We start from the raw sequence: 19,807 nt of genomic DNA on the forward strand, positions 1-19,807 counted from the left end.
GGGGAGGCGGTCCGGCCGCGCCGGTGGTGCGACCGGACCGCGGTTCGCCCGGACGGTGCGGGCTGAAGGCGCCGGTTGCGGCCCCCTGCGCACGGCAGGTGTCTCAGGTGGTCAGACCGGCGGCGGTCAGCCAGATGTGCGCGCAGGTCGCCGACGCCTCCTCCAGTTTTCCGGGGGACTGCTGCGAGGCGTGGTAGAACGTCCGCTCGATCATCCAGCACAGGGCGCGGGCCATCGCCGGTGCCTCGTCCGGCGCGGTGCCGGTCCGGACGCCGGCGCGTTCCAGGACGGCGGTGATGGCCGCGATGAACAGGTCGGCCGTATGACTCCACAGCTCGCCGATCTCCGGCACGGTCAACGACAGGTCGATCGCCGTCCGCATGACCAGGCCGTGCTCGTTCCACAGCTCGACCGTGCGCCGCATCGCCGCCGCGACGGCCCGGCGCGGCTCGTCGGCCTGCGCTGTGGCCCGGGACCGTTCCCACAGGTGCGCGACGGTCCGGGACACGAGCGCGGTGACCACTTCCTGCTTGGAGCCGAAGTAGAAGTACAGGGCACCGCGTGTGATCCCGGCGCCCTGAGCGATGTCGCCGACGGTCAGGGCGTCGTACCCCTTCTGCGCCAGCAGGGCTTCGCAGGTGTCCAGGATGGCCCGTTCCCGGACATCGCCCTTGCGTTCGGTGGAGCGCCGGCTCCGCGCGGGGTGGTGGGCGGGCATCAGAGCTGAGCCCCCTCGGGGAAGTCGGTCGTCCGGGAGAGTCCCTCCCACGCGCGGATGTCCTCGTCCACGGCCGTGCGCGCGGCGGTGACCAGGCGCAGCGCGTCCGAGCCCAGGACGAGGTGGGCCGGCGGCTGAGCGACCGACGCGATGTGCACGACGGCCTCCCCGGCCTTGGCCGGATCACCCAGCTGGTTGCCGCTGGCCTTCTGCCGCGCCTCGCGGATGGGGGCGAACAGGTCGTCGTAGTCGTCGACGGTCCGTTCGGCGCGGGTCATGGACCGTCCGGCCCAGGCGGTGCGGAAGGAGCCGGGCTCGATCGCCGTCACGTGGATCCCGAACTGTGCGACCTCCTTGCCCAGTGCCTCGAGGATGCCTTCGAGGGCGAACTTGCTGCCGCAGTAGGCGGACATGCCGGGCACGGCCATGAGGCCGCCCATGGAGGTGACGGCCATCAGGTGCCCGCGGCGGCGCCGGCGCATGGGGGGCAGCGCCGCCTTCAGGGTGGCCACCGCCCCGAAGACGTTGACCTCGAACTGCCGCCGCACCTCGGCCAGCGGCGTCTCCTCGAAGGTGCCCTCCAGGCCGTAGCCCGCGTTGGCGACGACGACGTCCAGCGGACCCGTGTTCCGCTCCGCCTCCGCGACCACCTCCGAGACGGCGTCGTCGTCCGTCACGTCCAGGACACGGCCGTGCGCGTGCCCGGGCCCGAGCGCCTCGAAGACCCGCAGGTCCTCTTCGGAGCGGACCGTGCCGACGACGGTGTGCCCGGCGGCCAGGGCCGCTTGGGCGAAGGCACGTCCCAGGCCCGAGCTGACGCCGGTGACGAGCCAGTTCTGCTGCCGCACTTTTCTTCCTCCCGACGGGACCCGAGGGGGCAGGACTGCCCCCTCACCCACAGAGTCTACACACCGTCGATTTTTATCTTCGATGCGTCGATTCGGGCGTCCTGGGACGGCGCCAGACCTGGCCGAGGCCGGTCCCGCCGGAGGCCCGGCCGCCGCGAGGACCTCCGGTCCGGCCGCTGGAGCGGGGTGAGCCTGGCCTGATCTGGCCGTACGGACCTGATCCGGCCGTACGGACGTGGCCGGTCATGCGGACGTGGCCTGGCCGTACGGACGTGGCCGGTCGTGCGGACGTGGCCGGCCGTGGGGACAGGCAGACCGTAGGGACGGGCCCGTGCCTGCGGTCTGCCTGTTCACGGTCTGTCTGTCCCCACGGTCTGCCTGTCGGTCGGCCGGGCGGCGCGGATCAGTCCTGGGCCGGGGCGGGGTTCAGCTCGGTGTACACCGGGTGGCCGAAGACGCCGTTCTTCACGGCGTCCTTCGCGGTCAGGTACATGGCGTAGTACGCCCAGGAGATGGGCGTCTCGGACAGCCAGCGGTTCACGACCAGACCGCCCGGCGGCTGGTTGCGGTACGCCCATTTCTCGCCGACGGCACTCCACTTGTACAGCCCGTGCCGTACCGTCGCGAGCCCTCCGCCGAGGAACTCGAAGACCCACTCGCCGGTGGTGAGGTGTACGCCCGTGAGGTGCTGGACGACACCGTTGGTCATGAGGTTGCCCACGGTGACGTTGAAGCCCTCCTTGAGTCCCGAGTACAGGGCCTCGCGGAACTTCTGTCCCTTGAACGTGTTCCACGTGGACCCCGGCTCCGGCCCGGCGGAGCCAGGGGAGACGGCCTCCTCGGCCGAGCGCACGCTCCCCGCCGGGGCGGGGGGCGGTTCTGGGTTCCGCCCCGCCACCGCGGCTCCGTCCGTCTCCGTCCTCGACGGGCCGCCCGACGGCGGGTCCCCGGCGCCCGGCTTCTCCCCGGGCGGCCGGGGTGTGCCGGGCCCGGGTTCCGGTCCCGGCTCCCGGGCTCCCGTGCCGGCGGGCTCGGGGGTGGCGGTGGGCTCGGCCGGGGTCCCGGCGGGTTCCGGGCGCACGGCCGGCACCTCGCCCGCCCCTGGGGGCGTCCCGCCGCCCGGGTTGCCGGTCCGTACGGGTCCGGCGGGCGGTACGCTCCCGGCGTCCGGCCCCGCTTCCACGGGCCTCGTCCCGGTGGCGGGCGGCCGCGGTGGGGCGGCCGGGCTCGGCGGACCGGGAGGAGCGCCGTCCTTCGCGGGCGTGCCGACCGCGCGGGGGCTGAGGATCGCCTCCACCTCGTCGGCCCTGGTCATCCGGGTCGCGGCGGAGCCTTCCGCCGCGGTCGAGGCGGACGCGGGACCTTCGGCGGTGCGCGTGGCGGCCCCGTCGCCCGAGGCGCGGACCGATGCCTCGCCCGCGGTCCCGGCTTCCGTCGAGGACGCCCGCTCAGGACGGGAGAGCGTCTGCCCGGTACGGGCCGGGGAATCCGCACGCGCGGTACCGGCCGGCGTCTCCCGCACGGCACCGGTCTCCTCCGCGGACGTCCGCTGCGCGGTGGGCCGGGGTGCTTCCGCTGTCCGTGCGGGGGCAGCCGTGTTGGCCGTCCCGGCCGGGACCTCCCTCCCGCTCTCCGCGGGCGCGGCGGGGTGCTGTTCGCGCACGGGAGACGGTGAGGGCGGCTCGCCACGGGGTTCCCGTGCCGGGACGGCGCTGTCCCCGCTCTTGGGCACGGGAGCGCCCTTGGCAGTGGCGGAAGCATCGGACACGGTCGGCAGGGGCGACCGAGCGGCCCCGGCCCCAGTCCCGCTCCCGGCCACGTCCGGGGACCGGCCCTCCGCCACCGCCTGCGGCTCGGCGGGGCGCGGCGCGGATTCCGCAGGACGCGGCGCGGACACGGCAGGGCCCGGTGCCTGGTCAGCAGGGCGCGGCGCGGGGTCAGTGGGGCGCGGCGCGGATTCCGCAGGACGCGGCGCGGACACGGCAGGGCCCGGTGCCTGGTCAGCAGGGCGCGGCGCGGGGTCAGCGGGGCGTGGCGCGGGTTCCGTGGGGCGTGGCGCGGGCTCCGCAGGACGCGGCCCGGGTTCGCCAAGGCGCTGCACAGGTTCCGTAGGACGCGGCGTGGACACGGCAGGGTCCGGTGCCTGGTCAGCAGGGCGCGGCGCGGGGTCAGCGGGGCGCGGCGCGACTTCGGCAGGGCGCTGCACAGGTTCCGTAGGACGCGACGCCGGGTCGGTACGAGGGGCCTCCGGTCGGGGGCGTGGCGCGTCGGTGGTCCCGGCTCTGGACTCGGTCGTCAGGCGCGTGCCGGCGGGTGCCGCGGTCTCGCCCGAGGCGGCGGGCGGGGGCGGCGCGCTCTCCTGGCGCGGTGTGCCCGCCCGCACCGGTTCGGCCGGGGCGGCCCTGCCGGACTCCGTGACGGTGCGCTCCGCGCCGGACGCGGGACCGCCGGCGTCCGTCCCGCCCGTCTCCGCGCGCGTGCCCCGCGCGGACGCCTGCGCGCCGGTCGTGCCACTCGGCGGGACGGGGTTCTGCGACGCACGCCCGGGCTGCTCCGCGCCCGCCTTTGCCTCCGTCTCGCGGACCGCCGGTGCCGTCGGCGCCTCACCCGCCGGGCGCGCGGGCGGAGGCGGTGTCACGGCGGCCGGACGCGCGGGCGGCGCCGGCGCCATGGCCGCACCGGAAGCCTCGTCCGCCGGGGCGCCGGGCACCTCCCGGCTCTCGCGCGGCGTACCGACCGCCCCCTGGCCCGGTCTCCCGCTCTCCTTGAGCGTGCCGGCGTCCGCCGGGCGCGGGCTCGGCGTCGGGGTGGGACCGGCCGCGGCTTCCTCGGACACGCGCGCGGGCGTGGCCTCCGGGGCCGCCTCCGGACGCGGAGCCGGCGCCGGACCGGCCTCGGTGGGCCGGACGGACTCGGTGGGCCGGACGGACTCGGCGGGCGGAGGCGTCAGGCCCTGCGGCTCGGGCGTTGAGCCGGGCTCCGGCCGCCCCTGCGGAAGCGGCTGCGGCGACCCGGGTGCCTCCTTCCGCAGAACCACGCCGGTCTCCGGGGCCGGCACGGTCTCCGGGGCCTCGGACGGCCGCGCCGGGCCGGTCGCCGCCTCGGGAGCGGGTTTCTCCGTCAGGGCCTTGGTGGACCCCGCGGCCTCCTTCTCGGACGCCGCCGCGGCGTCGTCGACGGCCTTCTCCCCGGTGATGAGGCGCTTCAGCCCGGCACCGAGCGCCGTCTGCTCCAGGACGCCCTCGGCCAGCCCGAGACCCGTGTCGAAACCGAAGAACACGGCGAGCTGCCAGGCGTTGCCCTTCCAGTCCACCGGCCGTCCGCTCAACAGCTTGGGCACGGCCAGCGACACGTAGAAGCCCGGATAGGCCCGCGCCTGAGCCGGCAGGACGTCGATCACGAGGCTCTCGGTGAGCTTGCCCAGGCCCTCGCCGAGACGCTCACCCGTCCGGCCCGCGGCACTCCCCGCGGCGCGCAGGAACTGGGTGAACCCGGCGAGGGTGGCGCGGAACCGGGCGAGCGCGGTCAGGACGCGTTCCATGAGCGGCAGCACACGTGCCCACACCCAGTCCAGCACCAGGCCGCCCAGCCAGCTCAGTGCCATGCCGACGGCCAGGATCTCCAGGATCTCCAGGACGATGCCGATGACCTGTTTGACGATGAGCCAGGTCTTGTCCGCGTGGTCCTGCGCCTGTTGCCCCGTGGTCTCCAGCACCTCGGCCGTGCGGGCCATCAGATCCAGGTGCCCGTCGAGTGCCTTGGTGTAGGCGGGCGCGTCCGGGCCCTCCCAGGCGCCGCTCCCCGCGGTCTCCTCAAGGGTGTCGCGCAGGACACGCAGCCTCTGGCCGTGGGCAGCCAGTTCCTGGCCGTGCTCGTGCAGGGAGGACGGATCGCCGAGCTCCCGGATGACCTGGGTGATCCAGCCGGCGATGGCGTCGTTGATGTCCACGGATCAGCTCAGCCGGCGAACGGCTTCCAGGGCGTGCGCCTGCGCGGCGCTGTAGGTGTGTGCCGCGCGGCTCATGGCCTCGCTGAGTGCCGTCAGATGCCTGCTGATGCCGTTGGTCAGCAGGGTCAGGTCCTCGTGCACCCGCTGGTACTCGGTGTGCGCCTCCGCGCCGCCCGATCCGTTGCCGAAGGCGCGGCCGTCCGGGGCCGTGAGCTGCCGCAGCGCCTCCGCGACCCGGGAGGCGGAGCCGGCACTGGATGCGATGTCGTCCGCGACGGCCACGAGATCCGCGGGGCGGACATGAATGCGTTCCGACATGCTGCACAGCCTCCTGGTCCAGGTTCAGGTGCCGCTGGTGTCCGGCGGGTGCGGCACATGTGTGCCGTGCCGGTGGAACTGATCGAAGGTTCCAGAAAACTAACAGCGCATCAGTGACGCGACAACCACCCTGTGTGACCGACATGTTGCTTTCATGTGTCGCCCGGCCTCCGGCCCGGCCGCGACGTGCGCCGCAGGCGTGGCACGAGGCGCCCGCACGGGCCGTCCCGGCGCCGGAAACGGGGGGACGGCCCGTGAGGTGCGTGGAGGTCAGCCGGTGCGCTCCAACTGCGGCTCGCGGCGCTCGGTGGCCTGCGGGTTGCGGGCCTTGAGGACCGTCCAGCCGATGCCCAGGGCGACGGCCCAGCCCGCCATCACGTACAGGCACACCCGGGAGTCGGCGTCGTAGGCGATCAGACCGGTGACGAAGAGCAGGAAGACGATCGCTGCCCAGGAGCACACCGCGCCGCCCGGCGCGGGGAAGGAGGAGGGGGGCAGCCGGCCCGCGTCGACCGCCCTGCGGTAGCGCACGTGGCTGATCAGGATCATCAGCCAGGTCCAGATGCCGGCCGCGGTCGCCACGGAGGTGACGTAGCCGAAGGCCTTCTCCGGAACGATGTAGTTGAGCACCACGCCGATGGCCATGAAGGCGACGGAGACGGTGATGCCGAGCGCCGGTGTCCTGCTGGCGGACAGCCGGCTGAAGGCCTGCGGGGCTTCGCCGTTGTCGGCCAGGGTGCGCAGCATGCGGCCGGTGGAGTACATGCCCGAGTTGCAGGAGGACAGGGCCGCGGTGAGGACGACGAAGTTGACGATGCCCGCGCCGGCCGGGATGCCGATGACGGCGAAGGCCTTCACGAAGGGGCTGACCCCGGCCGCGAACTCGGTCCACTTCACCACGCACAGGATCACGGTGAGGGCGCCGACGTAGAACAGGGCGATGCGCCAGGGCAGGGTGTTGATGGCCTTGGGGAGGGTTTTCTCCGGGTCCTCCGACTCACCGGCGGTGACCCCGACCAGCTCGACGGCGAGGTAGGCGAACATCACGCCCTGCAGCGTCATCAGGGAGGAGCCGATGCCCTTGGGGAAGAAGCCGTCGAACTGCCACAGGTTGGAGACCGAGGCGGTGTCGCCGGCCTGGCTGAAACCGAAGGTCAGCACACCCAGACCGATGACGATCATGCCGATCAGCGCGGTCACCTTGACCATCGAGAACCAGAACTCGATCTCGCCGAACAGCTTCACGGAGATCAGGTTGGCCACGAACAGCACGACCAGGAACACCAGCGCGGTCACCCACTGGGGGACGGAGGGGAACCAGTAGTGGACGTAGATCGCGGCGGCCGTCAGCTCGGCCATGCCGGTCACCACCCACATCAGCCAGTACGTCCAGCCGGTGAAGTAGCCGAAGAACGGCCCGAGGAACTCCCGGGAGTACTCCGCGAAGGAGCCCGAGACGGGGCGGTACATGAGCAGTTCGCCCAGTGCCCGCATGATGAAGAAGATGATCAGACCGGCGAGGGCGTACATGAGGATGAGACTGGGCCCGGCCTTGGCGATGTTCGCCCCCGCGCCCAGGAAGAGACCGACGCCGATGGCGCCGCCGATCGCGATCATCTGGACCTGGCGGCTGCCGAGTCCCCGTTCATAGCCCTCTTCAGCGGTTTCGGTGCTCCGCGAGGAGGACGCGGCGACCTTCGATGAGGTCATGGTCGTGTGCCTTTCTCCATGCCGGTCCGGGGCCGTGGACGGGCCGCGGACCAGGTCTCGATCTGCCGGAAACGCAGTGGAGTTCTGCCGGGCCGACCCTCGGTCGTCCCGGCGGCGCACCCGGTACGCAGTACGTGTGGTGTTCGCCGGGCGGTCGTGCAGATGTATCACGTCGGCAACCCTGCCCACACCCACCGTCACCTATCCAGTTACTCTTTTGTTATGTATATTGCTCGACTCAGAGGGCGATAAACGCTGGCGATGCCACCTTCAGGCCTCACTTTCCAAGGCAGGGAAGGACGCACTCCTTGACATCCTTTCAACTCTGCTACCTAACATGTATGTATGCGTAGCCCACTCCGGCGGTACGGCGCCCAGCACCCGAAGCCGGTCCGGCTCGTTCTCCGCGGACAGCGGGGGCCCGCCGCCCTGCCGGCCGTCGCATCGCTGGTCGCGGTCACGGCCGTGTGGGGTTCCACGTTCCTCGTCGTGCAGGACGCCACCCGCCTTAGAGCTGCGAACAAAAGGGGCGCCCGGCTCGCGGCGTCCGGCACGCACGCTCGCGGCGTTGCCGGAAGGCCCTGGTAGCTCCGCTACAAGGACCTTCCGACGGTCTCCGCCTTCGTCACCGGACTCTTCGTCGTGCTGACCCCGCTGCTCGCGGCCCTCGTGCTGCGCCGGCGCGTCACCCGCGCCGGCTGGACGGGAACGGCCCTGGCGGCGGGCGGGCTGGGTCTGCTGACGCTGCGCGGTCTCGGCATGGGCCCGGGTGAGCTGCTGACCCTGGGGTGCGCGGTGTGCATCGCGCTCCAGATCGTGGGCACCAGCGCGTGGGGAGCCGACCAGGACCCCTATGCACTGGCGTTCGCGCAGACCCTGGCCGTGGCCGTGGCCGCCTCCCTGGCGGCGGTCCCGGGAGGGCTGCGCTTCGTCCCGCCCGACGCGTCGGCCTGGTTCGCGGTCCTGTGGACGGGGGGCCTGGCCACAGCCGCGGCTCTGGTCGTCCAGACCTGGGCACAGAGCAGGCTCGGTGCCACGCGGGTGGCCGTCATCATGACCCTGGAGCCCGTCTTCGCCGCTGCCCTGAGCGCACTGGCCGGACATGAACTGACAACGCGTCAGCTACTCGGAGCCGGTCTGGTGCTGCTGGCCATGTTCGTCGTGGAGATCGGTTCCCTGCCGGGCTCCGTGGCGGCGGCGCCGGTGCCGTGACCTGGTGGCCGCGGCAGCCACTTCCTTCCCGGGCCCGGCACCGCTCCCGTCTCACCGTTCACACCTCACCGTTCCCGGCCCGCCGTCCGGGGCCCGAGGGCTTCGCCGTCCCGCTGTGCCCGGTGACGTGCCGGTCGTCGACAACGCCGCCGTGGTGCACGGCGGGGTCGTCTTCCGTCCCCGTTGCGACGGCACCGGCCGGTGGCCAAAGGGCGTCCTCGTCCGGGCCACGGGGCCGGCCCGGACGCTAGGCGCACGAGCACGGCCGCCACCAGGTGCCGGCACGGCCGGCGCCGGTGTCCGGGGAAGACACGCACGCGGCCGGCCGGGGCGGGCCGGCGGTCACCGGCGCAGGGGACGGTGACCGGGGACACCGCGGCCGTCGGCCCTCAGCCGGGTTCACTGGCGGCGACGTGCCCGCAGAGCGGCGGACTTGACCCGGTTCCCGCAGGTTCTCATCGCGCACCATTCCCGCCGGTGGCCCCGGGAACGGTCGAGGTAGACCTGGGTGCACCCGGGACGGGCGCACTCACGCAGCAGGACCGCCTCCGCGCTCGCGAGCAGGCTCACCGTCTCGCGCGCCAGGTCCGTCAGCGCCTGCGCGGCCGATCCGGTGCGGCTCGTCCCGTGGGCCCCCAGCCGCACCGAAACGGGACTCTTCGCGGCCTGACGGTTCACCGCGGTCATCGCGGCGGGGGGAAACGGTTCGCCGGTGCGGCGCGCGGTCACCAGCTCGTAGATGCCCTCGCGCAGGCCCACGGCGGCCCGGAGGTCCGACTCCCCGGATCCGGGCGCCTCGTCGAGCAGTCCGGACTCCACGAGCCAGGAGTCCAGGAGCCGGGGCGTACCGATCCTCTCCACCGGAACCGGTGCGTGTCGCGCCTGAAGGGTGCCCAGGAAGTCGAGGGCGGGCGTCCCGCACAGAAATACATGTTTCACATCACTCTCCTGACAGGTGACTGGAATGCCACCCCTCAAAGTAACCCCCTCAACCGGTGACAGTCGAGAAGGCGTGCTGTGCCGTTCGTCAAACCGTCCGCACGGCGGGCGTGTCGCTCCGTCACACGTGTGGCGGGATTCGCCCTTCCCCGCATATGCTTGAAGGTGCAAGCATGTCTTCGGCGGCGTCGGCCGGACCGCACGGAAACGTTCCTCACTCATTCGTCACCGCATCCAGGACAAAGGTGGGTACATGCTCATGCTGAAGACCAAGATCGCCGGTGCTGCCGCCGCGCTGGCCGCCGCCGGGGCGCTGCTGGGGCTCGGAGCCGGGACCGCGGGGGCCGCCGGCTGGCCGCCCCTCCAGGAAGGTGCGTACCTCTACTCGGGCCCCACCGGAACCGGCACCGTGACCAGGGCCGACCTCACCGATCCGGGTACCTGCCACACGCTGTCCAAGGCCGCCGTGTCGGTCCAGGTCGCTTCCGGCTCCTGGGCTCTGGAACTCTACTCAGGGGCCGGATGCACCGGTTCCACCCCCTGGCGCACCAGTTCCCTGGCCCAGCAGAACCTCCCCTGGAACATGCTGAGCTACCGGGTGGTCCCGGCGACGTGACGCCGCTTCCCGCGGCCGTGGCGCCACCGGGCCGGCGCAGCGGTGCGGCCACGGGAACGACACCCGCATGACCGATGGACTCAGCAGTGCCTGAGCCCCGTCGACCACATGACGGTCCCGGCCCCCGCCCTCATCCACGGAGCTCCCATGCGCACCCGGCAGAGACCGAGCAGCCGGTCGTGAGGGACCCGCTCGCACGGCGCCGCACCACCCTCGCCGCGGTGCCGGGCGGCGATCGGGCGCGTTGAGGAGAATCGTCCTCGCGGGCCCGCAGAACTCCCGCTGCCGGACGGTGGCGCAGCGGGGAGACGGCGGCCGCCCCGGCTCGTCCCACTACTCCGGGCGGCCGCCGTGAAGACCGGGACCCGGCGGGGCTCCGCTCGACGCCGCCGACACTGCCGGAGGCCCCCCGCCGCCGGCCAGGGCACTCCGGCCGCCCGCCGGGACCTCCTCCACGCCGCGGCTACCCGGCGGCGGTCTCGTCCCGCGGATGGGCCGCGGACTGCGCGCGGGCGCGCATCTGCGCGGCGCGCGGACTGCCGATCTCCTGCAGCAGCTCGACCGCCCGCGTCCAGCTCGCCCGCGCCGCTTCCGCGTCCCCCAGCTCCAGCTGGGCCTCCGCCAGGTGGTCCAGGACCTCGGCCTGGTTGTAGCCGTCCAGCACCTCTCCGTAGAGCTTGAGCGACTTGCGGTAGTTCTCGACCGCCGCGTCGAGATCGCCCAGGCGGTGCTGCGCGTAGCCGATGCTGTCCCAGGTCGCGGCCTCGTTGCGGAGGTTGCCGTTGCCCTGGAGGATGGGCAGCGCCTCCTGGCACATCGCGATGGCCTCCTCGTACCGGCCGAGCAGGGCCAGGTACCAGCCGACCGCGTTGAGTTCGCGCGCCACCTCGTTGCGTTCCGGGAGCGTACGGTAGATCGCCAGCGCGCGCCGGGCGTGGTGGAGGGCCTGCTCGTGGCGCCCCTGCCGGCCGCGCACCCAGCCGATGCTCCGCTCGGTGGCCGCGCGCTCGGCCGGCCCCAGCCGGTGCAGCTGCCCGAGCATCAGGTCGACCTGTTCGTCGGCCTCGCCCGCCTGCCCCGACTCGGCCAGCGCACGCGCCAGACTCGCGCAGTTCACGGTGATGGCCGTCGGATCGTCCATCGCGAGCGCGGCCTGGAGCGCGACGCGCTTGGTGGAGGCCTCCTCGGCCCACCGGCCCGTGAAGGAGAAGTAGCCCACCCAGTCGGCCGTCAGATGCGTACGCTGCCGCAGCAGCCGGGGATCGTCCAGGGCGGTCAGCGCGGCCATGACCGTCGCCTCCTCCTGGCGGTACCAGTCCAGTGCCTCGGCGCGGTCGTCGATCACGACCCGTGCCACCCCCGGCATCGGCGGAGGGGCGGCCGTGCGTCCGGGCCGGGTGTCCAGCACCCGGGCGGCCGCGTGGGCGTTGTGGCGCAGGTAGTCCAGGAGGCGTGTCTCGGCGCCGTGGCGGTCGTCCTCCTCCTGCGCGCACAGTTCGCCGCCGTAGGCCCGTACCAGGTCGTGCAGGATGTAGCGGCCGTCGGCGTCGCGGGAGAGCAGACTGGCCGCGGTCAGCTCGCGCAGGTGGCGGCGGGCCTCGGCCATCCCGACGGCCGCGAGGGAGGCGGCGGCCTCCGCGGACGCCGCAGGACCGGGGTGCAGGGACAGCAGGCGGAAGAAGCGCGCCGCGCCCGGGGTGAGCGCCCGGTAGGACCAGGAGAAGACGGCGCGGACGTCGCCCCGCCGGTCGTCGGCCGACAGCGCGTCGAGCCGGGAGGCCTTCAGTTCGCGCACGGCACCCTGAAGCGGCATCTGCGGGGCGGCACTGAGCTGGGCGCCCATGACGGCCACCGCCAGCGGCAGGTACCCGCACAGCCCGACCAGACGCGCGGCGGCCCCGGGCTCCGCCGCGCACCGCTCCTCCCCGATCCGGGCGGCCAGTCCGGCGACGGCCTCCTCCTCGCTCCACACGTCCAGACCGACCAGCGTGGCGCCGTCCGTGGCGGCCAGCCCGGACAGCTGGTTGCGCGAGGTGATGAGCGTCAGGCATCCCGCGGAGGCGGGCAGCAGCGGCCGTACCTGCTCGGCGTCGCGCGCGTTGTCCAGCAGCACGATCAGCCGCAGGGCGGCGGTCCGCTCACGGAAGACGGTGCTGCGCTCGCGCGTGCCGGGCGGGATGTCACTGCTGGGCACGCCGAGCGCGCTCAGGAACCGGCCGAGCACCTCGCCCGGCTCCAGCGGGGACCCGGAGTCCTCGAAGCCGCGCAGGTTCACGTACAGCTGGCCGTCCGGGAAACGGTCCGCCACCCGGTGCGCCCAGTGCACCGCCAGCGTCGTCTTGCCCACCCCGGCCATGCCCCCGATCGCCGAGATGACGACGTGCCCGGCGCCCACCGTGATCTGTGCGCCCAGACCCTGGACGGCCGACAGGGTGTCCTGACGGCCGCGGAACACCGCCAGGTCGGGCGGCAGTTGCTGCGGGACCTGCCCGGTACGCCGGCCCGGAGCGGCCGCCTGCACCAGCCGCCGCCGCTCCTGCTCACCCAGCTCCAGCGCGTCCATCAGCTCGGCCAGCGTCGCCTGCCGCGGAAGACTCTTCCCCCGCTCCATGTCACTGATGGCCCGGACGCTCACCCCCGACGCGTCCGCCAGACCCTCCAGCGTCAGCAGCGAACGCCGCCGTGCCTGCCGCAGCAACCGGCCGAACTCACCCTTGTCCATCCCACCCCCGCGGGGCCGCCCCCGACGTGCCTGCCGTGCCCGCCGGCCCTGCCCCGCGACGCCGCGGAACCAGCCGTTGTGGATTGACCATTAAAGCAAACCCGGCCGACGGCAGGCCGAATGACCCGGGGCCGGACGGGGATCGGCAGTCAAACGACTGATCCGCACCGGGCGGACGGCTCGCAGAATGGGGCCCCCTGGCAAGGAACGGGAAAGGACCGCACACATGTCTGTCATCACCAGCCCGCTGCCGGAGAAGGAACGCGAGATCGCCGGGAAGGCCCTCCAGGCCACTCTGGTCGACCTGCTCGACCTGTCCCTGGTGGCCAAACAGGCGCACTGGAACCTGTTCGGACCGCGCTTCCGCTCCATCCACGAGCAGCTCGACGAGGTGGTCACCACCGCGCGCGAGTACGCCGACACGGTCGCCGAACGCGCCGCCGCCCTCGGCGTCGCCCCCGACGGCCGGGCCGCGACCATCGCGGCCACCAGCGGCGTACCCGCCTTTCCGCAGGGCTGGACGAGGGACGCCGCGGTCGTGGAGATCCTGGTGCGCACCTTCTCCGCCGTCATCGAGCGGGTGCGGCAGCGGATCGAGGAGACCGGGCCCGCCGACGCGGTCACCCAGGACCTGCTGATCGGTCTGACCGCCGACCTGGAGAAGCAGAGCTGGATGTTCCAGGCGGAGAACCGCGGCTGAGGAACGTGCGGAAACGCACAGGGACATGTCGGACACGACATGTCGGGAACGGCACGTCGGACACGACACGTAGATCGGACGTGGCACGTCGGATCCGACGGGCGCGCCGGACACGGCACGTCGGATTCGACAGGCACGACAGGCCGGCACACGACGGACGGAAGGCAGTACCCCGCATGCACACGATCGCCGACCACCTCATCGCCTCACTGAAGGCCAGCGGCGTACGCCGCCTCCACGGGCTGCCCGGCGACTCCCTCAACGGTCTCACCGACGCCCTGCGCCGCGACGGCGAGGTCGACTGGGTCCACGTACGGCACGAGGAGAGCGCCGCCTTCGCCGCGGCGGCCGAGGCCGCCCTCACCGGTGAACTCGCCGTCTGCGTCGGCAGTTGCGGGCCGGGCAACCTGCACCTGGTCAACGGGCTCTTCGACGCGCAGCGCAGCCGGGTGCCGGTGCTCGCCATCGCCGCCCAGATCCCCGGCCCCGAGGTCGGCTCCGGCTACTTCCAGGAGACCCGCCCGCAGGAGCTGTTCCGCGAGTGCAGCGTGTACGCGGAGGTGGTCAACAGCGCCGAGTCGGCGCCCCGCATCCTGGCGATGGCCATGCGGGCGGCCGTGGAACGCAACGGAGTGGCGGTGGTGGTGGTGCCCGGCGAGATCTTCCTCGCCAAGGCCCCCCAGGACACGCGGCCCACCGTGGTCCGCGCGGCCCGCACGGTCGCCCGGCCGCAGGAGGCGGACCTGCGGGAGGCCGCCGCGCTGCTGAACGCCGGACGGCGGGTGACCGTGCTGGCGGGCGCGGGCGCGGCCGGCGCCCACGACGACCTGGTCCGGCTGGCCGGGGTCCTCAAGGCGCCGGTGGTGCACACCCTGCGCGGCAAGGAGTACGTCGAGTACGACAACCCCTACGACGTCGGACTCACCGGCCTGCTCGGCTTCGCCTCCGGCTACAAGGCGATCGAGGAGGCCGACACCCTGCTCATGCTCGGCACGGACTTCCCCTACCGGCAGTTCTACCCGAAGCACGCGAAGGTCGTGCAGCTCGACATACGCGGCGAGCAGATCGGCCGCCGCACGCAGGTCGACCTGCCCCTGGTGGGCAGTGTCCGCGACACCCTGCCCGCGCTGCTGCCGCTGCTGACGGCCAAGTCCGACCGGGACCACCTCGACCGTGCCCTGGCCCACTACACCCGCACCCGCCGGTCACTGGACGCGCTGGCGGTCAACGACCACGACCGCACCCCCATCCACCCGCAGTTCGTGGCGAGCACCCTCGACCGCCTCGCCGACGACGACGCCGTCTTCACCACGGACGTCGGCTCGCCCGTGGTCTGGGCGGCCCGCTACCTGACGTTCAACGGACGGCGGCGCCTGCTCGGTTCCTTCAACCACGGTTCGATGGCCTGCGCGCTGCCGCACGCGGTCGGCGCCCAGGCGGCGTACCCCGGGCGGCAGGTCGTCGCCCTCGCCGGTGACGGCGGACTCACCATGCTGCTCGGCGAACTGTTCACGCTGCGGCAGAACGGGCTGCCCGCCAAGATCGTCGTCTTCAACAACGGCTCGCTCAACTTCGTCGAACTGGAGATGAAAGCGGCGGGTGTCGTCAACTTCGGTACCGAGCTGGACAATCCCGACCTCGCGGCGGTCGCCTCCGCGATCGGACTGTGGGCGCGGCGGGTCGAACGCCCCAGCGACCTGGAGGGCGCGCTGAAGGACGCGTTCGCACACGACGGCCCGGCCGTCGTCGAGGTGATGACGGCCCGGCAGGAACTGTCGGTGCCGCCCGCGATCACCATGGAGCAGGCCAAGGGCTTCACCCTCTACGCCATCCGTACGATCCTGTCCGGCCGCGGCGAGGAACTGCTGGACCTGGTCTCCACCAACGTGTCCCGGCGGATCCTGCGTTAGCGCCGAAGGGACGTGCGCGCGGCCGGTCCGTCCCTGGCACGGGGGCGGACCGGCCGCGCGTACGGTCAGCGCGCGCGGAAGCTGTGTGTCGGGCCGAACGTCAGCCACGAGTGGAAGTCGCCCGCGGGCTCGGTCACCGAGTCGCCGGTGCAGTCGGCGTTCTTGTAGTAGCTCACCGGCCCGTTCGTCATGTTGTAGTCCGCCAGGACACCGAACGGCGTGGTGACGCACTGGCTGTCGACGTCCTGGTACAGGGCCACTTTGCCGCTGAACCACTGGTTGTCGTAGAGACACACGTTTCCGCTGCCCACGGTGGCGCACCGGTCGTCGGCCCTGTCCAGGATCGTCGGCCCGGAGGTCGCCGAGGCCGTGCCGGGGGCCAGCCCCAGCAGCGCGGCGGCGGCCGCGGAGGCGAGGGCTGTGGTGACATGTCTGCGGGGGGACCTGCGCATGATCGACTCCTCATGGGGACGGGGACACGTGCACTGCACGCGTAGCCTGCCCACACACCTCGCAGCTGTCGACAGTTCAACTGTTTTTGGCTGAATATGTTTCTCCGGATGTCCGCCTGCGGAGCCTGATCCGGCCGCCCCGGGCGGGGACGAGCGTCACGGAGACCGGTCGCGCCGGCTCCGCGGGACCGGCCGGCTCGGGGACGGCCGCCGCGAGCACCGTCCTCAGCACCGTCTCGGTCCCCAACTGGGCCAGCGACACACCGATGCAGCGGTGCACACCTCCGCCGAACGGGGTCAGGGCGTACGGCGCCGGGTCCGCGCCCAGGTGCCGCTCGGGCCGGAAGGCGTCCGGCCGGGGCCACGGTTCCGGGTCGAGGTGGGTGAGCGGGAACAGCGCCGCGACGAACGCGTGCCGCGGTACGGGGTGGCCGCCGAGCCGGGTGTCGCGCGTCGCGGTGCGCATGGCGTTCCAGACGGCGGGGCGCAGCCGGCCGGACTCCTTCACCGTGGCCCTGAGCAGGCGGTCCGAGCCGGCGTCGAGATCGGCGATCAGGTCGTCGCGGGCGGCGGGGTGGTGGGCCGGCAGGTGCAGCGTCCAGGCGATCGTGGTGGCCGTGATCTCGTAACCGGCCAGGACCAGACCGGTCAGCTCGTCCAGCAGGTGCGCGTCGTCCGGGCCGGCCCCCCGCTCGTCCCGGGCGGCCGGCAGCAGGGACAGCACGTCGTCGCGCCGGGTGCGGTCGGAGGCGGCCCGGCGGGCGGCGATCTCCTCGCGGGCGAGGTCCCGCACGCAGGCCCGCAGCCGGTGGAAACGTCCGCCCGGCGAGAGCGGCCCCAGGTCGCGCCGCAGGGGTCCGGGCAGGAACAGGCAGGCCAGGTTGCCGGTGGCGACGAAGGCGCCGAAAGCCTCCCGGAAGGCCGCCGTCCGGGAGGGGTCCGTCAGACCGAGGACGACCCGCAGGATGACGTCGAGGGTGAGCCGCTGGGCCCAGGGCCGCACCGGCGCCCCGTCACCGGACAGCAGCGCGGGCAGCCGGGCGCGGACCAGTTCGCGCACCCGCTCCGCCCAGACGGCGATCCGCGTGCCGTGGAACGGCGGCAGCACCCGGTTGACGCCGGGGGGCGGGGGACGTCAGCTGGGGCGGGTGGGGGCGGGAGCGATGCGGATCGTCGCGGCCCGGGCCCCGGGAGAGACGACGAGAGAGGCCGCGGCGGCGCCGTACGCCGCCCGGTAGGCGGCGTCGATCTCGGGGGCGGGGCCCGGGTCGCCGGTCTCCAGCAGCACCTCGCGGGTGATCCCTCCCACCCGGATCCGTCCGCGGCCGTGCTCCCGCGCCGCCTGGTACCAGCGGGAGCCGACCCCCCGGTAGGCGCGGACGTACAGGGCGCCGCGGACCAGCACCATGCCGGTCTCGACCCCCTCCCGGTCCTCGTCCCCTGCGGTGAGGACGAGGGAGTCGTGCGCGGCGAGCAGGGCGAGGTCCTCGGGACCGAAGGTGTTCATCGGGTCGGGTTCTCCGTTTCGTCGGTGGCCGGCTGCGGGGCGTGCCAGGAGGTGAGGATCCGCAGGGCGTCGTGCGAGGGCGTGCCGGGTTCGGCGGTCAGGACCATGAGGCACTGTCCGGAGCCGTCGGGCGCGGCCCAGGTGTCGCACTCGAGTGTGAGGTCGCCCACCAGGGGGTGGCGGTAGTGCTTGGTGCCGTGCCCGGCGCCGCTGACCTGGTGCTCGGCCCACCAGGTGCGGAAGTCGCCGTCCCGCACGGACAGTTCGCCCACGAGGCGGGCCAGGCCGGGGTCGTCGGGATCGGCCGCGGCCCGAGCGCGCAGGGCGGCGACGGCGTCGCGGGCGTCGTGGCTCCACCGCCGGTGCAGGTCCCGGACCGCCGGGTCGGTGAACAGCAGCCGCACGTAGTTGCGTTGCCCGGACGGCACCGACGCGAAGTCGGTGTAGAGGGCCGCGGCGGCGGCGTTCCACGCCAGTACGTCCAGGTGCCTGCCGAGGACCATCGCCGGGACGTGTGTGAGCTGGGCCAGCAGGCGGCCGGGGGCGGGACGCGCGTGCTGCACGGACCGGCGGCGGGGCTGTGCGTCGCCCCGGCCGGCGAGTGCGTACAGGTACTTCGTCTCGGCCTCGTCGAGGCGCAGGGCGCGGACCAGGGTGGCGAGCACGGAGGCGGACGCCCGCACCCGGCCCTGTTCCAGCCGGGTGTAGTAGCCGACGCTGATGGCGGCGAGCTGGGCGACCTCTTCGCGGCGCAGCCCGGCGACCTTCCGGAAGGCGCCCGTCGCGGGCAGGCCGCACTCCTGCGGGGCGAGCTGTGCCCGGCGTGCTCTGAGGAAGGCCCCGAGAGCGGGGCCGGGTGTCGGATGCATGTCTCCCAGTGTCACGCCGTCGGCGGCGCAGCGGGACACGTGTGGGGGGGAAGGTTTCTTCCCAGGCAGGAACCTGTCTCTTTTCCCCCCGTGGACGAGGGGCGATCGTAGAAACGTCCCTCCCCGGCACGGCGGGGACCGGGCTCCTCACGGGGCGCCCGGCGACCGTACCGTCATGTGACTGATGTGCGGCCCGCGTCCGCCGTGAACAGTGGGGGAAGGCACGAACCCGTCGTTCCGGGATCGTTCCGGCAAGCACGCCTCAATCAGTTGACAAGGAGATCTCCATGGCCAGGACCAGCGTCACCTTCGACAGCGCCGGCATCACGATCGCCGCCCACCTCTACACCCCCGAGACCACCGTCCCGGGCCCGCGCCCCGCCCTGGTGGTCGGCCACCCCGGCACCGGTGTGAAGGAGCAGACCTCCGGCACCTACGCGCAGCTGATGGCCGAGCGCGGGTTCGTCACCCTCGCCTTCGATGCCGCCTACCAGGGCGAGTCCGGGGGCCTGCCGCGCGGTCTCGAGGACCCCGCCCAGCGGGTGGAGGACTTCAAGGCCGCCGTCTCCTTCCTCACCGCCCGCGAGGAGGTCGACGCCGACCGGATCGGCCTGCTCGGCATCTGCGCCTCCGGCGGCTACTCGCTGGCCGCCACGGGCGGTGACCACCGGGTGAGGGCGGTGGCCACCGTCTCCACCGCCGAGCCCGCCCGCCAGTTCCGCTACGGCGCGGACGGCGCCCAGGACCCGGCCGTCTTCCAGACCCTCCTGGACGCCGCCGCCCAGGCCCGCACCCGGGCCGCCCGCGGCGAGGACCCCGGCGCGATGACCATGTTCCCCGAGACCGCCGAACAGGCCGCCGCGCTCGGCGGCGAGCACGGTGTCGAGGGCTTCGAGTACTACTGCACCTCCCGCGGCGAGCACGAGCGGTCCGCGAAGGTCCTCGCCTGGGAGAGCATCGACAGGATGGCCTCCAGCGACGCCTTCCACGCCGTCCCCCTGATCGGCCCCCGCCCCATCCTCCAGATCATCGGCGAACGCGCCGTCACCGCGTGGATGGCCGTGGAGGCCCACCGCCGCGCCACCGGCCCCGCCGAACTCCACCGCATCGAGGGCGCCAGCCACGTCGACCTCTACGACAAGAAGGAGTACATCGACCCCGCCGTCGACAAGCTGGCCGCCTTCTTCACCGCCCACCTCGTCGTCACCGGCTGAGGAACGCGCCGTCCGTGCCGGGGCAGGGGCCGTGCGGGGCGCCCGCCGCCCGGCGGGCGCCGGCCGCCCGGGGCGGGGATCCGTCCTGGGGCCCGGGCGCCCGATGAGGCGGCAGGAGCGCGC

Annotated in this window: 16 protein-coding genes; 5 read left to right on the plus strand and 11 right to left on the minus strand. The window is 73.3% G+C overall.

Features of this window, described 5'->3' with window-relative positions; genetic code table 11:
• Positions 1-103: 103 nt before the first annotated feature.
• From IG64_RS13310 to IG64_RS13330, 5 genes are all read right to left on the minus strand, one after another.
• Positions 104-718, minus strand: coding sequence for a TetR/AcrR family transcriptional regulator (locus IG64_RS13310; protein ID WP_037855288.1), 615 nt, complete (start codon positions 716-718; stop codon positions 104-106).
• Complete coding sequence (locus IG64_RS13315) at positions 718-1,566, minus strand: oxidoreductase (protein ID WP_037855291.1); 849 nt, start codon at positions 1,564-1,566, stop codon at positions 718-720. The genes IG64_RS13310 and IG64_RS13315 overlap by 1 nt, the downstream gene beginning before the upstream one ends.
• A 403-nt stretch (positions 1,567-1,969) precedes the next feature.
• Positions 1,970-5,515 (minus strand): hypothetical protein, encoded by a 3,546-nt coding sequence (locus IG64_RS13320; RefSeq protein ID WP_037855294.1) that lies wholly within the window; start codon positions 5,513-5,515, stop codon positions 1,970-1,972.
• Positions 5,516-5,518: 3 nt separating this feature from the next.
• Positions 5,519-5,833: a hypothetical protein gene (locus IG64_RS13325; protein ID WP_037855303.1), complete on the minus strand. Its 315-nt coding sequence runs from the start codon at positions 5,831-5,833 to the stop codon at positions 5,519-5,521.
• Between the two features lie 270 nt (positions 5,834-6,103).
• Positions 6,104-7,543: an amino acid permease gene (locus IG64_RS13330; RefSeq protein WP_037855305.1), complete on the minus strand. Its 1,440-nt coding sequence runs from the start codon at positions 7,541-7,543 to the stop codon at positions 6,104-6,106.
• A gap of 642 nt (positions 7,544-8,185) precedes the next feature.
• On the opposite strand from IG64_RS13330, the gene IG64_RS13335 reads away from it, so the two are divergent.
• Positions 8,186-8,755, plus strand: coding sequence for a DMT family transporter (locus tag IG64_RS13335; protein ID WP_051812816.1), 570 nt, complete (start codon positions 8,186-8,188; stop codon positions 8,753-8,755).
• 399 nt (positions 8,756-9,154) lie between these two features.
• Here the strand turns inward: IG64_RS13335 and IG64_RS13340 are convergent, their stop codons facing one another.
• The gene (locus IG64_RS13340; RefSeq protein ID WP_078883968.1) at positions 9,155-9,694 is read right to left on the minus strand and encodes a CGNR zinc finger domain-containing protein; all 540 of its coding nucleotides are present in this window, start codon (positions 9,692-9,694) and stop codon (positions 9,155-9,157) included.
• A 253-nt stretch (positions 9,695-9,947) separates the two neighbouring features.
• Between IG64_RS13340 and IG64_RS13345 the strand changes: the two genes are divergently transcribed.
• Positions 9,948-10,310, plus strand: coding sequence for a hypothetical protein (locus tag IG64_RS13345; protein ID WP_037855306.1), 363 nt, complete (start codon positions 9,948-9,950; stop codon positions 10,308-10,310).
• A 463-nt stretch (positions 10,311-10,773) separates the two neighbouring features.
• Here the strand turns inward: IG64_RS13345 and IG64_RS13350 are convergent, their stop codons facing one another.
• Positions 10,774-13,032 carry an ATP-binding protein gene (locus tag IG64_RS13350; RefSeq protein WP_037855307.1) on the minus strand — a complete coding sequence of 753 codons (2,259 nt, stop codon included), beginning with the start codon at positions 13,030-13,032 and terminating at the stop codon, positions 10,774-10,776.
• A gap of 226 nt (positions 13,033-13,258) precedes the next feature.
• On the opposite strand from IG64_RS13350, the gene IG64_RS13355 reads away from it, so the two are divergent.
• Positions 13,259-13,732 (plus strand): Dps family protein, encoded by a 474-nt coding sequence (locus IG64_RS13355; RefSeq protein ID WP_037855309.1) that lies wholly within the window; start codon positions 13,259-13,261, stop codon positions 13,730-13,732.
• A 176-nt stretch (positions 13,733-13,908) separates the two neighbouring features.
• Positions 13,909-15,642, plus strand: coding sequence for a ubiquinone-dependent pyruvate dehydrogenase (gene poxB, locus IG64_RS13360; protein ID WP_037855312.1), 1,734 nt, complete (start codon positions 13,909-13,911; stop codon positions 15,640-15,642).
• A gap of 65 nt (positions 15,643-15,707) precedes the next feature.
• On the opposite strand, the gene IG64_RS13365 is transcribed toward poxB, so the two are convergent.
• The 4 genes from IG64_RS13365 to IG64_RS13380 form a co-directional block, all read right to left on the minus strand.
• Positions 15,708-16,094, minus strand: coding sequence for a hypothetical protein (locus IG64_RS13365; RefSeq protein WP_037855315.1), 387 nt, complete (start codon positions 16,092-16,094; stop codon positions 15,708-15,710).
• A 76-nt stretch (positions 16,095-16,170) separates the two neighbouring features.
• Positions 16,171-17,202 (minus strand): cytochrome P450, encoded by a 1,032-nt coding sequence (locus tag IG64_RS13370; RefSeq protein ID WP_234438501.1) that lies wholly within the window; start codon positions 17,200-17,202, stop codon positions 16,171-16,173.
• Between the two features lie 27 nt (positions 17,203-17,229).
• The gene (locus tag IG64_RS13375) at positions 17,230-17,601 is read right to left on the minus strand and encodes a DUF2255 family protein (protein WP_037855319.1); all 372 of its coding nucleotides are present in this window, start codon (positions 17,599-17,601) and stop codon (positions 17,230-17,232) included.
• Entirely contained in the window at positions 17,598-18,470 is an 873-nt protein-coding gene (locus tag IG64_RS13380) for a helix-turn-helix domain-containing protein (protein ID WP_037855588.1), read from the minus strand. Before IG64_RS13380 ends, IG64_RS13375 begins: the two co-directional genes overlap by 4 nt.
• Positions 18,471-18,757: 287 nt before the next feature.
• Between IG64_RS13380 and IG64_RS13385 the strand changes: the two genes are divergently transcribed.
• Complete coding sequence (locus IG64_RS13385; protein ID WP_037855334.1) at positions 18,758-19,684, plus strand: alpha/beta hydrolase; 927 nt, start codon at positions 18,758-18,760, stop codon at positions 19,682-19,684.
• The last annotated feature ends 123 nt before the right edge of the window (positions 19,685-19,807 follow it).

The sequence above is a fragment of the Streptomyces sp. NRRL S-340 genome (genome assembly GCF_000720185.1).
Taxonomy (GTDB): domain Bacteria; phylum Actinomycetota; class Actinomycetes; order Streptomycetales; family Streptomycetaceae; genus Streptomyces.

Bases quoted from the DNA above. Each gene is read 5' to 3' on its own strand.
- IG64_RS13345 (WP_037855306.1), top strand. From the start codon at position 9,948: ATGCTCATGCTGAAGACCAAGATCGCCGGTGCTGCCGCCGCGCTGGCC.
- IG64_RS13365 (WP_037855315.1), bottom strand. From the start codon at position 16,094: ATGCGCAGGTCCCCCCGCAGACATGTCACCACAGCCCTCGCCTCCGCG.
- IG64_RS13310 (WP_037855288.1), bottom strand. From the start codon at position 718: ATGCCCGCCCACCACCCCGCGCGGAGCCGGCGCTCCACCGAACGCAAG.
- IG64_RS13355 (WP_037855309.1), top strand. From the start codon at position 13,259: ATGTCTGTCATCACCAGCCCGCTGCCGGAGAAGGAACGCGAGATCGCC.
- IG64_RS13380 (WP_037855588.1), bottom strand. From the start codon at position 18,470: ATGCATCCGACACCCGGCCCCGCTCTCGGGGCCTTCCTCAGAGCACGC.
- IG64_RS13330 (WP_037855305.1), bottom strand. From the start codon at position 7,543: ATGACCTCATCGAAGGTCGCCGCGTCCTCCTCGCGGAGCACCGAAACC.
- poxB (WP_037855312.1), top strand. From the start codon at position 13,909: ATGCACACGATCGCCGACCACCTCATCGCCTCACTGAAGGCCAGCGGC.
- IG64_RS13350 (WP_037855307.1), bottom strand. From the start codon at position 13,032: ATGGACAAGGGTGAGTTCGGCCGGTTGCTGCGGCAGGCACGGCGGCGT.
- IG64_RS13325 (WP_037855303.1), bottom strand. From the start codon at position 5,833: ATGTCGGAACGCATTCATGTCCGCCCCGCGGATCTCGTGGCCGTCGCG.
- IG64_RS13375 (WP_037855319.1), bottom strand. From the start codon at position 17,601: ATGAACACCTTCGGTCCCGAGGACCTCGCCCTGCTCGCCGCGCACGAC.
- IG64_RS13385 (WP_037855334.1), top strand. From the start codon at position 18,758: ATGGCCAGGACCAGCGTCACCTTCGACAGCGCCGGCATCACGATCGCC.